10 protein-coding genes are annotated in these 15,586 nt (G+C 56.3%); all 10 read left to right on the top strand.

The window, feature by feature from the left end:
- Positions 1-139 precede the first annotated feature (139 nt).
- The 10 genes from ABD971_RS16830 (at position 140) to ABD971_RS16785 (ending at position 15,272) form a co-directional block, all read left to right on the top strand.
- On the top strand, positions 140-2,917 hold the full coding sequence (locus ABD971_RS16830; RefSeq protein ID WP_345323941.1) for a patatin-like phospholipase family protein: 2,778 nt from the start codon (positions 140-142) through the stop codon (positions 2,915-2,917).
- Positions 2,918-2,982: 65 nt separating this feature from the next.
- A complete protein-coding gene (locus tag ABD971_RS16825; RefSeq protein ID WP_345323939.1) occupies positions 2,983-3,390 on the top strand; it encodes a toll/interleukin-1 receptor domain-containing protein in 408 nt (135 codons plus the stop codon).
- Complete coding sequence (locus ABD971_RS16820) at positions 3,390-3,821, top strand: toll/interleukin-1 receptor domain-containing protein (protein ID WP_345323937.1); 432 nt, start codon at positions 3,390-3,392, stop codon at positions 3,819-3,821. The genes ABD971_RS16825 and ABD971_RS16820 overlap by 1 nt, the downstream gene beginning before the upstream one ends.
- Positions 3,822-5,145: 1,324 nt before the next feature.
- The gene (locus ABD971_RS16815; protein WP_345323935.1) at positions 5,146-6,168 is read left to right on the top strand and encodes a LacI family DNA-binding transcriptional regulator; all 1,023 of its coding nucleotides are present in this window, start codon (positions 5,146-5,148) and stop codon (positions 6,166-6,168) included.
- Positions 6,165-7,094 (top strand): ribokinase, encoded by a 930-nt coding sequence (rbsK, locus tag ABD971_RS16810; protein ID WP_345323933.1) that lies wholly within the window; start codon positions 6,165-6,167, stop codon positions 7,092-7,094. The genes ABD971_RS16815 and rbsK overlap by 4 nt, the downstream gene beginning before the upstream one ends.
- Positions 7,095-7,343: 249 nt before the next feature.
- A complete protein-coding gene (locus ABD971_RS16805; protein ID WP_345323931.1) occupies positions 7,344-8,309 on the top strand; it encodes a sugar ABC transporter substrate-binding protein in 966 nt (321 codons plus the stop codon).
- Complete coding sequence (locus ABD971_RS16800; RefSeq protein WP_345323929.1) at positions 8,306-9,841, top strand: sugar ABC transporter ATP-binding protein; 1,536 nt, start codon at positions 8,306-8,308, stop codon at positions 9,839-9,841. The genes ABD971_RS16805 and ABD971_RS16800 overlap by 4 nt, the downstream gene beginning before the upstream one ends.
- Before the next feature lie 12 nt (positions 9,842-9,853).
- Positions 9,854-10,813: an ABC transporter permease gene (locus ABD971_RS16795; protein WP_345323927.1), complete on the top strand. Its 960-nt coding sequence runs from the start codon at positions 9,854-9,856 to the stop codon at positions 10,811-10,813.
- A 170-nt stretch (positions 10,814-10,983) separates the two neighbouring features.
- Positions 10,984-13,749, top strand: coding sequence for a sulfatase-like hydrolase/transferase (locus tag ABD971_RS16790; protein WP_345323925.1), 2,766 nt, complete (start codon positions 10,984-10,986; stop codon positions 13,747-13,749).
- Positions 13,746-15,272, top strand: a complete 1,527-nt coding sequence (locus tag ABD971_RS16785) for a sulfatase family protein (protein WP_345323923.1) — start codon at positions 13,746-13,748, stop codon at positions 15,270-15,272. Before ABD971_RS16790 ends, ABD971_RS16785 begins: the two co-directional genes overlap by 4 nt.
- The last annotated feature ends 314 nt before the right edge of the window (positions 15,273-15,586 follow it).

Below are 15,586 nucleotides of genomic sequence, written 5' to 3'. Positions count from 1 at the left end.
CGCCGTCGCGAACTGCACATCTCGCCTGAGAAAACGATACCATCTCTTGTGCGGTCACGCGCCCCCTCTCAGTCATATTTCGGCTTTTAGAAGCGTCTCCACAAACGACTTTAACGACACTTTTTGACTGATGTTGCAAATGATCACTTGGAAACAATGGCTGCTAGGGGAGTCACCCGAGCAGGACTCCGATGCAGTCGTAGCGAAAACTGACAATGCCGCGGCTCAGGAATTGTTGATGCGGCTTGGTGATGCTTGGACCGACGCGAATTTTGATCCGTCCGATGCGGACAAACGGGCGGCCTGGGAGTTTTACAACCAATTACGTAGCCGGATTGTTACTCGGCCGCTTCCCTATTTGCGTGGGAATGAAAAATCGGCACTCGAGAGTGTCCATGGACTGTTCGAGTGTGCACGTGAGATCTGCGAAAAGACGGGCCCCGAGGCGCATCGGTTTGCCGATCTCGTTTGGGCGTTTCTCAATAACGATGTACGCCCTTTCACTGCGAAATGGCACAAGCCGTTCTCCAGCGGCAAACTGAGTGAAGATGACAACCACGATTTCCGCGAAGAACTTGAGCGACTGCAAGGCATCGTGGTTTACTTTGAACAGCTGTTTCTTGCGTTGGCTCGCAACCAGCCGATTCGTGTCCCATCATCGACCGTTCCCGACGCTCACACCCCCATCCCCACGCTCCGCAGCGATACCGAGCCGGGATGGCCCTATAACGAAATCCTGTTTTCGCCAAGCGTTGATCCAGCCACTGCAACCGCGGTTCATCAAGCCGAATTGTCTGCGATCCGATTACGACGTGGGATGGACGCCGATACCGCAGTCAGCAATCTGACCGGACTCGCCCTCTCCGGCGGCGGACTGCGGTCGGCCACCTTTGCACTCGGAGCACTGCAAGGACTCGCCAAGCAAGGCATGCTGGCCAACTTTGACTACCTGTCGACCGTCTCGGGCGGAGGCTATGCGGGCTCGTTTTTAAGTTGTTTCTTAAACTCCGATGTTTCCGACGGGTCGAAATCATCAGCACCCGCGTCACGGATTGGGCTGGGCAAGAACGATCTTCCCTTTGTCAGGGATGCCACGCAAGAATCGGCACCGATGCGGCACTTGCGGTCCAGCAGCAAGTCGTTGTTGACGGGCGGCTTTTGGAAACGACTAGAGATCCCCGTGCTGGCGTTTGCGGGTTGGCTGGCCAGTTTTTTTGTGGTCCTTCCTCCCTTGGTGCTTTTCACCCTAGTGATTTGCCTGCTGAATCAGGAGGCAATCTCGCGAGCGTTTAAGGGAGATCATGCCTATACGGGGTGGTGGTGGGAACAGGCTTTCGTCGCCGTAACCCTCACGTTTTTCGCCGTGTGTTTAATTCTGATTACGGTTCTGCAGCACTATCGCCGAAAACGAGGCAAAACCGATCTGCCTGAGACGGCACTGCGTAGGGTCGGCTATTTATTCCTATTCCTTTTGGCGATGTTTGCTTGGTGGGCGTTTCCACTGGGGGCAAAACTTAGCTATGTAATCGAAGCAACCAGCCAGATGGGAATTATGCTTCCGGGAGAATCGGTCATTGCGGCCTTGTCCGCGATCGCGATTCCGATCGTTTCACGACTCTCTGCGATGACGAGCAAGACGAGTCGCTGGAAGCCGGTACTCGCTACGATCGCAATCGTGATCCTGCCGTTGGTATTTATCTGGATGGTCGCCACACTAATTGCGAGCCATTCCTTATTCATTGGCGTCAATCGCGAACTCGTGATGAATCGATGGTGGTGGCTACTAGGGCTGGCGGTGGTTGTGTTTGCCGTGACACACTGGTTTCTCAATATCAACGCTTGCTCGCTGCATCCGTTCTATCGCGATCGCCTGGCTCGTGCTTATCACTTAAAGCTGGACTCGGCCGGAAAGGTGATCGCAAGCTCCCCTCAAAAGCTGAGCGAACTTACCGAGCAAGCTCCCTACCACTTGATCAACGCGTCGCTCAACGCGCCAGCCGGACACCGCGAACCGCTTCGTGGACGAACCGCGGACTTCTTTCTGTTTAGCAAACATTACTGCGGCAGCGAATCCACGGGTTACTTTGACACGACTGATATCGAGAAGACCGATCCCAGCGTCGATCTTGCCACGGCCGTGGCCATCTCAGGTGCAGCCGCATCCCCGTTCATGGGCGTGAACAGCAGTCGTTTCAATTTTTGGGCCGCGCTGTTCAATGTCCGCTTGGATTATTGGTTACGTGTGCCCAATCGCGAGAAAGGGATGTGGGACGGAAACCCAGGACCGCTGTATTGGTTGCGACAATTCATTGGCGACGTGCGTGAAACGTACCCGTATGTCAATTTGTCCGATGGCGGACATATCGAGAACATGGGGATCTACGAACTGCTGCGTCGGCGTTGCCGTTACATCGTGCTGGTCGACGGTGAATGTGATCCCGGGATCACTTGCGGCAGCTTCTTGCAAGTCATTCGCTATGCAAAAATCGATTTTGGAATCGAGATCAAGATTGATCTGTCACGACTGAAAGTTGCCGATGCACGCGCCGAGACCGATGCTGGCATCCCGACCGAATCGCCGCCGACGGGCAAAGCAGCATCGCCCACGGTTGATTACCATTTTGCCCTCGGTGAGATTAACTATGGCGATGGAAAAACCGGATGGCTGCTGTATTTAAAAAGTTCGATCAGCGGCAACGAGGGCAAAGCGATCGAGAGTTATCGAGAGCGGGAACCGGAGTTTCCTCACCAATCCACGGCGGACCTCGCTTACGACGAAGAACAATTTGAATCCTATCGTGCACTCGGCGAACACATCGTTACAGATACCTTTTCTAAAGAACTTGTTGGAGTAACTCCGCCTGCCGACATCCCCACTTGGTTTCAAGAGATGCGACAGCGACTCCGCGACCAATAAGTTATGATCGCGATGAAACACTCTTGGCCGCAGCGAATTGCGTTTTCTCACTTGCCGCAACGACGATGATGACCAGCCAATCGACCACAGCGAAACATCAAATTTTCCTCAGCCACTCGCGACAAGACAAATGGGTCTGTCATCAAATTCGCGAGAAGATTGAACAAGCCGGCGGCAGCGTTTGGGTCGATGTTTTTGACATCGACGCGGGACGTAATATCAGTGAAGAGATCAAGGCGGGACTGCGAAAATCCGATGAGCTGCTGGTTTTGCTCTCGCCCGCTTCGATCCAGTCGGACTGGGTCAAGCACGAAGCCGGTATCGCTGATGCGCTCGATTTGCCGATTACACTTGTCCTGATGCACGTTAAACTAGATGACAGACCGAAGCCATTGAAGGACCGCAGAGCAATCTCCATTAACGAATTGCCGGACTACTTCGATGCGATGGGTGGATTGATGGAGAATGTTTGATGACTGAACAACCAAAAGCGACAGCTCCAACGCCCGAAAAACAGAAACGGGTTTATGTCAGCCACACCGAAGAATCTCGCGATTTAGCGAAATACGTGTCTCAAAAGCTGAGGGACATGGGGATCGATGCCTCCAGTGACGAATCCAACGCTCCTGAGGGAACCGAACTTCGCCAGTGGCTGAAAGACGAAATTGGCCGATCCGACGCGGTCGTGACGCTCGTGACCCCCAATTCGCTAGAATCCAATTGGATGCAGTACGAAGTGGGACTGGCAACGGGATTGGATCGCTTAGTGATTCCTGTCGTCGTTGACGTCAAAACAGATCAACTCCCCGAACAAATCGCAACAAAGCGCACGCTCGGACTCGACCAATTGGAGCAGATCCGCGACATGATCGGTAAAGCGATCGCCCATTCGTCGAACGAGTAGCTCCAAGGATCTGGCACCGAGGAGAGAGGAGTGAGGAGCTGGGAGTGAGGAGAATTTACCCTCCCTTCCGGGAGGGGAGGGCCGGCGCCTCTGTGCTTGCACGGCGATTGTCGCCCAGCTTTCCAAGCTGGTAGCGCTACGATGAATGTGCCGCCCAACTCGAACGTGACGACTCACCGAATCGGCGATCAACGCGATACACGCTTACGGCTTGGAAAGCCGTGCGACTATTGTCGGCCGGATCGCAGCGGCAGCGTTTTGCCACCTTTCCCAACACAGTTTGGGAGAGGTCGAGCAAAGCCTTCAGCGAATGCGAGGGTGAGGGCCCGTGACCCTGAGCTTGCAGCCGCGCGATTGTCGCCCGACGACTCCGCTCGTCGGTTTCTCGCCAACGCCGTTGATCGTCCTGCGATCATGACGCTCCTCCCGTAGTGGATCTTGCTAAAGATCCCTCGAGCAACAGTCCACGACCGATGACAGGCTGGCAGCCTTTTTATACCCCAGAACTTTTACGAGCTTATCCCGATAGGGATTTCAGCAATTAGCCGGTGGTTGGAGCGCAGCGAACACCACCGGAAAACGAATGATTCCATAATCGTTGACCCTGAAAGGGTCACAGATGACGGTGCTGGGATTCCGTAGGTGGCGCTCCGCTTACCTACGGCTAATTGCTTAAATCCCTATCGGGATAAGGCGACAATTCGCTCGACATGAGTTGTCGGGCACAAAAAGGCTGGAAGCCTGTTCCACAGCCAAAAGTCTTCGCGACTTTCGCGACAGCAGTTCTTTATTTTCCTGTCAACCATCTTCCTGTAATCTCATCTGCCATCGTCGTTGACCGCTTCGCGATCGTGACGCACTTCCCGTAGTGGATCTTGCTAAAGATCCCTGATCTTGCTAAAGATCCCTCTCGCCCCCCCCGACCGATGACAGGCTGGAAGCCTATCCCACATTCAAAAGTCTTCGCGACTTTCGCTACAGCTCATTCTTTGATGTTTTTGCCACCCATCTTTTTGCCGCCAAAATAACAGAGCGAATAAATCTCATGTGATCGCACTATCTTGATGACAGGCTGGCAGCCTGCGCTACGGGGGCGGATTGCTCTATAGACAACGGTTGACGGGGGTGGATACAGGGAGTAAGTTGGCACAATCGTTTGTGCTTGGTGTGCGAGAATCGGACGGTTTGCGGGATTTTTGGCGGCGGAGAACCTGTTTGTGGGGACTCGTTGCCTCGTCCACTACTCAGATACTCAGCGGGGACTCGTTGCCTCGTCCACTACGGATTCGTTCACAACCCTGAAGAGATGACTGCGGCGGGATCCATGATGTCGGTGACTTTGCAAGATGTGGCGGATGCGGCGGGGGTGAGCGTTTCAGTCGCTTCACGCTCGCTGAACGGTCGCGCTCGTGAGTACCGGATCAGTGTGGAGACCGAAAAAGCAGTCAAGAAGACGGCAGCGAAACTCGGCTTTCGTCCTAGCCAGGTCGCCCGTTCGCTGCGACTGAAACGCTCGGGACTCGTCGGCGTGGTCGTTCCCGATCTGTCGAATCCGTTCTTTGCCTCGATCGCTCGCGAAGTCACGCTGGCGGCCGAACACGACGGCTACTCAGTGATCGTGGCCGATAGCCGTGAAACGACCGCGAATGAAGAAAAGCTGATCGAACAACTACTGGGCCGACAAATCGAAGCCTTGGTCGTCTGTCCCGTCGGCCGACAACACGATCATCTGGCGGCAATCGATGCCTCGGGATTGCCAGTGGTCCTGGTCGATCGCGGCTTCGCCAAAAGTAAACTCGTGCAAGTCACTTCGGATCATCGCTGCGGCGCCCAGCGGGCTACCGAATTACTGCTGGATCATGGACACCGGTCGATCGGCGTTTTGCAGGGATTGCCCGGAACGCTGCCCAATGACCAGCGGATCGAGGGACTTCGCGCCGGATTGGCGAAACATGACATCGAATTGGACTCGTCGATGGTCGCCGGCGACAGTTTTAGTGAACACTCGGGATACGAGTCCGCCCGACAACTACTGAGCACGCACCCAAACATCACGGCGTTTTTTGCCTTCAGCACCCCGAATGCTCTGGGGGCACTCCGCGCAGTGTCGGAAATGGGACTGCGTGTCCCCGAGGACCTGTCGATCGTGACGTTCGACGATATTCCCTTCGCCGACTTTATGAGCGTCCCGCTGACCACGGTTGCACAAGACGTGCCGGCTCTGGGGCGGACCGCGGCGGAATTGATCAGCAAACAACTGCGAACTGGCAAGCGTCCGCGAACCAAAAAGCATTCCATTGAAGTACACCTGGTAAACCGAGACTCGATCCGCGAGGCAAAACAATGAGCACCCAACGTCCTCCGAAGATTACGGTGGTCGGATCGATCAACATGGATCTGGTCGTTCGCTGTGACCGATTCGCTCGTCCCGGGGAAACGATTACCGCCAATTCGTCGTCCGAGATCGGTGGCGGCAAAGGAGCCAACCAAGCGGTCGCCGCTGCATTGGCGGGAAGCAATGTGCGAATGATTGGCCGAGTCGGCGACGATGCTTTCGCGAACACGCTGCTGCAAAAACTGCGATCGCACGACATCGATTGTAATGGCATTGCGAAAACGACGGATTGTCCCAGCGGACTGGCCATCGTGACGGTGGAAGCAAGCGGTCAAAACGCCATCATGTTGGTGCAAGGAGCCAATGGACGCGTCACGCCGGAGGACGTTGATGCCAATCGCGATGCGATCGAGACGGCCGACGTGGTGCTGCTGCAGCTCGAAATTCCGCTGGACGCCGTGTTAGCGACGATCAAGATCGCCAAACAAGCGGGCGTGCGAGTCGTGCTTGATCCCGCACCGGTCCCGCCGGTTTGGAGCGACGAACTGCTATGCGTGGACTTGGTTTGCCCCAACGAAACCGAAGCGGCTGCGATCACGGGGCGACCGGTCGAGACGATCGCCGATGCCAAAGAGGCGGCCCGGGAACTGCACCGCCGAGGAAGCAAGAACGCGGTGATCACCTTGGGTGACCGTGGATCGGTACTGTATACGGACGACACTTTTCATCAGTTTGCCGCCGACAAAATCACGGTGGTCGACACCACCGCGGCGGGCGATGCGTTCGCAGGCGCCTTGAGTGTCCGCTGGGCCGAAACCGATGACCTAGTCGAAGCGATGCGATTCGCCAGTGCTGCGGGAGCGATCGCGGCATCACGCGATGGCGCCCAACCTAGCATGGGAACGCGTCCAATGATTGAGGAGCGATTGAAGTTTTAAAGTTTGAAGATTCAAAAATCACTCGCGTGTGAGCATTTCGAGAGCGAAACTCGTCAAGAGCTTTGGGGGACATACGCCAATCGAACGAAAGTCTTGACGACTTCCGCTACGGCGAAGACATACAACCCTTTATCGGAAAATTGTTTCACCCCGTTTGCTCAGAGTGCTCGAACGACCCGGTGTCTTACGGCCCCACGGCTGACTACAAAACATCCTTCCATTTTTACTGTCCACGTTGAAGAAATAACCATGAGAATTCGCCATTACCTGTTGCTATTAACGTTGCTCACGTTTGCAGGGTGCAATTCATCGTCAACAACGCCTGAGGATCGCCAAGCAGCGGGCACAGACAATGACAAGCCTCGTGTTGCCTTGATCATGAAGTCGCTGGCGAACGAGTTTTTCTCGACGATGGCCGATGGGGCAACGGCGCATCAAGCCGAGCACTCCGATGACTACGACTTGGTCGTCAACGGAATCAAAGACGAACGTGATCTCAGCCGCCAAGTCTCGCTCGTCGAAGAGATGGTGGCCAGCGGCGTCGACGCGATCGTGATCGCTCCGGCAGATTCAAAAGCCTTGGTTCCCGCACTGCGACGAGCATCGCAAGCGGGCGTCGCCGTGATCAACATCGACAACCGGTTGAATGCCGACGTGCTAACGCAAGAAAAAATTTCGATCCCATTTGTCGGTCCCGACAACATGGCGGGAGCCAAGAAGGTGGGCGATCACTTGGCCGCCAAACTGAACAAGGGTGACAAGGTGGCGATCCTGGAAGGCATCCGCACCTCGTTTAATGCCCAGCAGCGTTTAAAAGGTTTCCAAGCCGCGATGCAAGACGCCGGGATCGAGATCGTCGACAGCCAAACGGCCGAATGGGAAATGAGCAAAGCGAACACGATCGCATCGTCGATGCTGAGCGAACACCCCGAGATCAAGGCGATCCTGGCCGCCAACGACTCGATGGCCTTGGGGGCAATCGCAGCGGTGAAAAGTGCAGGCCGCGAAGGCGAAGTGATGATCGTCGGCTTTGACAATATCACGGCGATTCAAGAGGCGATCAAACAAGGCAAAGTCTTGGCGACCGCCGACCAACATGGCGATCAGTTGGCGGTATTTGGCATTGAGGCGGCTCTGAAACAAGTCAAGGAAGAATCGGCGGCAACCGATGACGTCGAAACTCCGGTCGATTTGGTGACGAAGGAAAGCCTGTGAATTCGCTGTTGCAAGTCGACGGTCTGACTAAACGCTATGGCAACGTGACGGTATTGCGTGACGTATCGCTAGAGGTGCGTCCGGGCGAAATCCATGCACTGTTGGGAGCCAACGGTGCCGGCAAGAGCACGCTGTGCAAGATCGTTAGCGGGCTTGTGCCAAAGTCCGAGGGCGAGATGACACTCGATGGCCACTCGTTTGCTCCGTCGAACAAGCAAGACGCGGAAGCCGCTGGCGTCGAGATTGTGCAACAGGAATTGAATCTGATTCCGACACTTTCAGTCGCCGAAAATCTGCTGCTGACTCGATTGCCGCGGCGATTCGGCGCGATCGATTCGCGTGAACTACATCGTAGGGCAGGGCAAATCCTGGATCGCTTTGGATTGGCCGATGTGGCAACCGACGCGTTGGTCGGTTCGCTGGGGGTTGGGCGGCAACAAATGGTCGAGATCGCAGCCGCTTTGGCTCGGCAGTGCAAATTGCTGATTCTGGACGAACCCACCGCGGCGCTTTCGGGCAGCGAATCCGAGCAGCTGTTCGCTCACTTGACGCGACTGCGAGACGAAGGGGTTGCAATCATCTACATCAGCCACCGGCTGGATGAAGTCGCACGATTGAGCGACCGAGTTACGGTGCTGCGTGATGGGACGCTGGTGAGCACTCAATCGACCGCATCGCTAACGACCGATGCGATGGTCGATTTGATGAGTGGCGAAACAGCAGTGGCGGCCAAGCGTGACCACGTTTGTCACGCGACGAATCAGGATGCAATGCGAGTCGAGTCGGTGACGTCGGGGATCGTTGACGATGTCAGCTTCACGGTGCGGCGAGGCGAGCGACTTGGGATTACGGGTTTGGTGGGTTCGGGCCGCACGGAATTGTTGCGAGCGATTTTTGGTGCCGATGTTGCGGAGGCAGGATACGTTTACTTAGGCGATTCGCTGGAAGCCAATGCGACACCGCGGCGGTTCCGGCATCCTAGCGAAGCGGTCGCGGCGGGGCTGGCGATGGTGACCGAAGACCGAAAACAGGACGGTCTGCTGCTGTCGCAATCGATTCGCATCAACACGACCCTCAGCAGTATGTGGCGACGATTTTCGCGAGTCGGCCTGACTCGCGAGGCCGAAGAAAGCCGAGTTGCCACGCAGATGCGTGACTCGATGGCGACACGTTGCGAGTCGATTGATCAATTCGTCGGCACATTGAGCGGCGGGAACCAACAGAAAGTTGCAGTGGCAAAATGGTTGGTTCGCGATGCTGACGTCTTTCTGTTTGACGAGCCGACTCGCGGGATTGACGCCGGGGCCCGACAGCGGATCTATCAGTTGTTCGAAACGCTGGCGAGCCGAGGCAAAGCGATTGTGATCGTCAGCAGCGATTTGGAAGAATTGTTTGAAACATGCGATCGCATCGCCGTAATGTCGGCGGGTCGGATGGTCGAAATGTTTGATCGAAACGAGTGGACGGAAGACAAGATCATGCAGGCATCGTTCCTCGGCTACAAAGACCGTTCGCAAATCGTAAACACATAAACCAGTTCTGTTATGAAACAAACGCAGCTTAAACAATCGATTCTTCAATACGGTGGACTGGTGGCAGTGCTGATCGCACTGGTCGCCGTGTTCAGTGTGATGAGCAAGAATTTCTTTCAGATGACCACGTTGGTGTCGATCGCGAACCAGATTCCTGACTTGACGTTTCTAGCCGTCGGCATGACGTTGGTGTTGGTGGTGGGCGGCATCGATTTGTCGGTCGGTTCGTTGTTGGCGCTGTCCTCCGCGGTGCTGGGCGTGTTGATGGCGAACCAGGAATGGCCGCTATTAGCGGCACTGCCGATTGCGATGTTGGTCGCGGGCGGATGCGGATTGGTGAACGGTTTTATCTCGGTTGGCTTTGGCATTCCTTCGTTCATTGTCACGCTGGGGATGCTGGAAATCGCTCGCGGTGCGACCAAGGTGGTGACCGATTCGCAATCGGTTTACATCGGCAGCCGCATCGAGTGGTTTGGTCAACCGATCACCAGCATCTTGCTGTCGCCTGCGTTTTTCATCGCGGTGGCCACGGTGATCGCGGGCCAATTTGTGCTGATGCGGACTGTGTTTGGCCGCTACTGTGTCGCGATCGGCACGAACGCCGAAGCGGTGCGAATGTCGGGTATCCGTGCGGCACCCTATTCGATCGCGGTGTTTGGGATCAGCGGTTTGATGTGCGGTTTGGCAGGCTTGGCCCAATCGTCGCGTTTGTCGACGGCGGACCCGAACGCGGCAATCGGAATTGAATTGGCCGCCATCGCCGCTTGCGTGATCGGTGGCACCAGTTTGATGGGCGGACGAGGCAGCGTGGTCAGCTCGTTTATCGGCGTGCTGATCATCCAAGTGCTGCAGACTGGGTTGGCGCAAATTGGTGTCTCCGATGCGAACAAACAAATCATCACTGGCGGCGTGATCGTCGCCGCGGTGCTATTGGACGCCCTGCGAACCCGTTGGGGGCGAGCGAAGAGATGAGTTGCACATGACACGGCTGGTTTCCAGGCCGGAGCCTGGGAACCAGCGGAACGACTTTATTACTGACGGATTCACAGCGTAGCCTAGGCTTCCAGCCTGGGAACCACTGCAAACCCAGGCTGGAAGCCTAGGCTACGTTTACTCCCCGTATGACACCCGAGAATGAATCGATGAAAACATTGTTTCTAGCTTTGCCGTTGTTGTTTTCGGCGTCCGCCGTCGTTGCCGCGGAAACACCGACCGCCGAACGACCGAACGTTTTGGTGGTGATCACCGATGACCAAGGTTTTGGCGAATTTTCGTGCCATGGCAATCCCGTCGTGCAGACGCCTCATTTGGACCGACTGCACGACGAGAGTATCCGGCTGGCCGATTTTCACGTCGCACCGATGTGTACGCCGACGCGTGGTCAACTGATGACCGGAGTGGACGCGCTTCGCAACGGCGCGATGAACGTCAGTAGCGGCCGAACGCTGCTTCGACGATCGTTTCCGACCATGGGTGACCTGTTCACCGCGTCGGGGTGGCAGACGGGATTGTTTGGAAAGTGGCATCTGGGCGACACCTATCCCTACCGGCCTCAGGATCGTGGGTTTCAGGAAAGCGTATGGTTTCCGTCCTCCCACATCGGTTCGGTCCCCGACGCGTGGCTGAACGATTACTTTGGCGACACCTATGTCCACAACGGCGTGCGTGAATCCTATCGCGGCTATACCACGGACGTATTGTTTCGCGAATCGATGCAGTGGATGAAGGACCAAGCGGAGGCGAGACGTCCCTTCTTTTGCTACTTGGCAACCGCCGCGGCTCATCAACCCCACTATGTCCCAGCGCGGAATCACGAAGCGGCGAAAAAGGCATTCGAATCGGTTCGCGAGACGCTGCCAAGCCTTCCGCCGGAGCAGGAGTCCGAGTTGATCCGTTTCCTGGGGATGGTCGACAACATTGACGAGAACATGGGCCGGCTTGAGACATTTTTGACCGAGAGCGGGCTACGTGAAAACACCGTAGTAATCTTCATGACGGACAACGGCAGCACGTTTGGGCCCAAATATTTCAATGCCAACATGCGAGGTGGCAAAACAACTTTGTGGGAGGGTGGACATCGCGTGCCATGCTTCGTCCGCTGGCCCGCCGGTTCGCTGCGGCCTGCGGGTGACGTCACGGGACTCACCCAAGTGCAAGATGTATTGCCGACGCTGGTCGATTTGCTGGGAATGAATGTTCCCACGGAAACTCAGTTTGACGGGATTAGTTTGGCTAACGTGTTGCGAGGAACGAGTGGCGTTCCCGAGGACCGGATGCTGGTGATCAATTACAGCCGCATGCCATTCCGGATGGTCAAGACGACTCCTAACAACGGCGCCGTTCCGCGTCGTGAAGGGGCGGGGGTGTTGTGGAAACAGTGGCGGTTACTATCCGACAAAGAGCTTTACAATTTGACCGAGGATCCGCTGCAAACCCAAAATGTGATCGCCGAGCATCCGGAAGTGACCCGAGCGATGCGAGCCCACTTGAACGCGTGGTGGGACGGTGTAAAAGATCAGGCGAACGAGTTCGAGCGATCGATCATTGGCCACGACGCCGAGAATCCTGTTCAGTTAACGGCGTGTGAATGGGCCGACGTGTTCATCGATCAACAGAAACAAGTCCGAGCTGGCGATCGCAAGAACGGAGTATGGCATATCGAGGTGGCACAGGCAGGCGAGTACGAATTTCGACTGAGCCGTTGGCCCGACGAGTGTCACTTGAGTCTGACCTCGAGTGTCGATGAAGCTCGAGTGACCGACGGTGTCCTGCCGGCTGGCCCCGCGTGGCCGATCGCATCGGCAAAACTGCGCGTAGGCGATGTAGAGCAACGCGGAAAGGTGACGCCCGAGTCCGGCGAAGTTCGATTCCGTATGCACGTGCCCGCGGGTCGCACGACCATGCAAAGCTGGTTTTACGATGGCGACGGAAAAGAGATCGCAGGCGCCTTCTACCTGGGCGCCGAGCGATTGCCGACGGCGGATCCGGTCAAGCTGATTCTCGACACCGACATGTCGGGCGATGCTGATGACGTCGGTACATTGGCGATGTTGCACGCACTGGACGATCGCGGTGAGTGCGAATTACTGGCGACGATCGTCAATCGTGCGGATTTGACGAAGGCATCGGCCGCGGCGGTTGACGCGATCAACACCTACTACGGTCACCCCGATCTTCCAATCGGCACCGACAAAGCGGGCCCGACGGCGCTACAGCGTACCAGTACGTATGCCCCGAGTTTGCGAGACGAGTTCCCGAACGACATCGGGGCGGACGACAAGGCTCCCGACGCCCTGGACATTTACCGGCAAACGTTATCTGCACAGCCCGACGGCAGCGTCACCATTTGTAGCGTTGGAGCGTTGTCGAACCTCGCTGAACTGTGGCGGCGTGAGCCGAATTTGGTGAAACAGAAGGTGCGCAGTCTGGTTATCATGGGAGGCGAGTTTCCCAAGTCCAATCGTCCGGAAACCAACATCAAGACCCACCTGGATGCCTCGATCGTGGTGGCCAACGAGTGGCCAGGCGAAATCGTTTGGCACGGTTTCGAGATCGGCAACGTACTGATCACCGGCGAACGATTGAAGCAGACACCGAGCGACAATCCGGTCCGCCGTGGTTACGAAAAACGACGCTACAAGAATCGAGCTTCGATTGACGGAGGCCAACCCAGCTATGATCAAGCCGCTGCATTGTTCGCCGTGCGGGGTGCCGAGCCCGAGTACTGGGAAGTCGTTTCCGGAGGTCGCGTCCAGCTGGATGCCGAAGGTGTTTCGACGTGGGTCGATGATCCATCGAGCCAACACAGCTACGTGAAACTTGTGTGTCCTCCGCAACAACTTGCTACCGTGATCGAATCGCTGATGGTCACCCCACCGAAGCGTCTTATCCATGGAGAAAACAAATGAATTTGCCAATACGAATGATCATCGCGGGACTGTTGCTGACACCGCTAACGCTGGTCGATACGGCCGCTGCGGCTGAGTCGGTCGATTCGAAGCCCAATGTCGTGATCATGATTGCCGACGACGTCAGCTGGAACGATTTCGGATGCTACGGCAATCCGGCTGCTCGCACGCCCCATATCGACGCACTGGCGTCACAAGGGCTGCGTTTTACCGAGGCTTTCTTGACCGCCAGTAGTTGCAGCCCGAGTCGTGCGAGCATTATCACTGGCCGCTATCCTCACAATCTAGGCCGGGCAGCGGAATTGCATGAACCGATTGCAGCCAATTTAGCTTGGTTTCCGACGGTGCTGCGGCAAAGCGGTTATTACACCGCGCTAGTGGGCAAGAATCACATGACGCCCGAGCCGCCAGCGGTGGGACAATCCAAACCGGCAAAACCATGGGACCTGGTGGATCCAGGTGTAACCCCCGACAACCACGGCGCCGAAGCTCGCTGGACTGCCACGATCAAAAATCGGCCAAAAGACAAACCGTTCTTTTGCTGGTTCGCCTCGCTTGACGCTCATCGCAATTGGGATGCGGACAACGAGTGGGTGGAGCAGAAGTATGGACCGAAACATCAGCCCGAGGATGTGATCGTTCCTCCGTTCTTGGCGGATGAACCGGCGACGCGGCAAGATTTGGCGTCGTATTACAACGAAGTGACGCGGTTCGATTATTTCGTCGGCGAAGTGACTCAAACACTTGCCTCCGAAGGCGAGCTCGACAACACCTTGATCCTGGTGTTGGCGGATAACGGGCGACCGTTCCCACGAGCGAAGACACGACTGCACGATTCGGGAATGAAGACCGCGTTGGTCGCCCATTGGCCCAAGGGGATCGCGGGGGAAGGCGTTACGACATCGAGCCTGGTCAGCGTGATCGATATCGCTCCGACCGTGATCGAGGTGGCTGGGGCTGAGATTCCGGAAACAATTCAAGGCGTGAGCATGACGCCGATCTTTGGCGATCCGCAATCAACGATTCGTCGCTTCGCATTTTCGGAGCATAATTGGCACGACTTTGAGGCTCACGGTCGCAGCGTGCGAGACGGACAGTTCCTCTACATTCGCAACTCGCGTCCAGAACTGGCGTGGCAGGGACCTGCGGATTCGGTCCGTTCGCCCTCGCACCAAACGTTGCGACGACTGCGTGATGGCGAAAAGCTAAGTGACGCTCAAGCGGACGTCTTTCTAGAACCGCGTCCGGTAGAGGAATTGTACAAAACGGAGGACGATCCGAACCAGCTAAACAACTTGGCGTTTGCCCCAGAGTATAAACAAGTGAAATCGCGATTATCAAAGGTACTGGATCAATGGACAGATGAAACTGGCGATGCTGTACCCGAGGAATTGACCCCTGATTATTTCGACCGCGAGACGGGCGATTCGTTGAAGCTGGGTAAAGGTCAAAAGCGAAAGCGGGGAACCCCGCCAGGCGGTCCGAAGGATGCGATCCATATCCATCGGCCTGGACCGAGGTAGTTTTTTGCTGTACGGAGCAGTGCAGAGGGGGAGAGGGGGAGACACGGAGAGAGGGAGTTGGGAGAGAGGAGAATTCGCCCTCCCGATGGGAGGGGCGGCCGCTGGGAGCGGCTGGATAAGGGTGGTGACTTTGGACTTGCATGCGATGGAGCGATTGTCGCCCAGCTTTCCAAGCTGGTAGCGCTACAGTAAACGTGCTGTCAAAATCGCATCTGCCTACTCACCGAATTGGCGCTCCAACGCGAGGCACGCTGACGGCTTGGAAAGCCGTGCGACAATCGCTGAAAGCTCTGCTCGACCTCTCCCAAACGTTG

It is taken from the genome of Novipirellula rosea (assembly GCF_039541335.1).
Classification (GTDB): Bacteria; Planctomycetota; Planctomycetia; order Pirellulales; family Pirellulaceae; genus Novipirellula; species Novipirellula rosea.
The sequence above is the reverse complement of the archived record's forward strand: the minus strand, read 5'-3'. Positions and strand labels throughout refer to the sequence as shown.

Coding starts and splice junctions, on each gene's coding strand:
- ABD971_RS16785 (WP_345323923.1), top strand. CDS start 13,746: ATGAATTTGCCAATACGAATGATCATCGCGGGACTGTTGCTGACACCG.
- ABD971_RS16790 (WP_345323925.1), top strand. CDS start 10,984: ATGAAAACATTGTTTCTAGCTTTGCCGTTGTTGTTTTCGGCGTCCGCC.
- ABD971_RS16825 (WP_345323939.1), top strand. CDS start 2,983: ATGATGACCAGCCAATCGACCACAGCGAAACATCAAATTTTCCTCAGC.
- ABD971_RS16830 (WP_345323941.1), top strand. CDS start 140: ATGATCACTTGGAAACAATGGCTGCTAGGGGAGTCACCCGAGCAGGAC.
- ABD971_RS16815 (WP_345323935.1), top strand. CDS start 5,146: ATGATGTCGGTGACTTTGCAAGATGTGGCGGATGCGGCGGGGGTGAGC.
- rbsK (WP_345323933.1), top strand. CDS start 6,165: ATGAGCACCCAACGTCCTCCGAAGATTACGGTGGTCGGATCGATCAAC.
- ABD971_RS16795 (WP_345323927.1), top strand. CDS start 9,854: ATGAAACAAACGCAGCTTAAACAATCGATTCTTCAATACGGTGGACTG.
- ABD971_RS16820 (WP_345323937.1), top strand. CDS start 3,390: ATGACTGAACAACCAAAAGCGACAGCTCCAACGCCCGAAAAACAGAAA.
- ABD971_RS16805 (WP_345323931.1), top strand. CDS start 7,344: ATGAGAATTCGCCATTACCTGTTGCTATTAACGTTGCTCACGTTTGCA.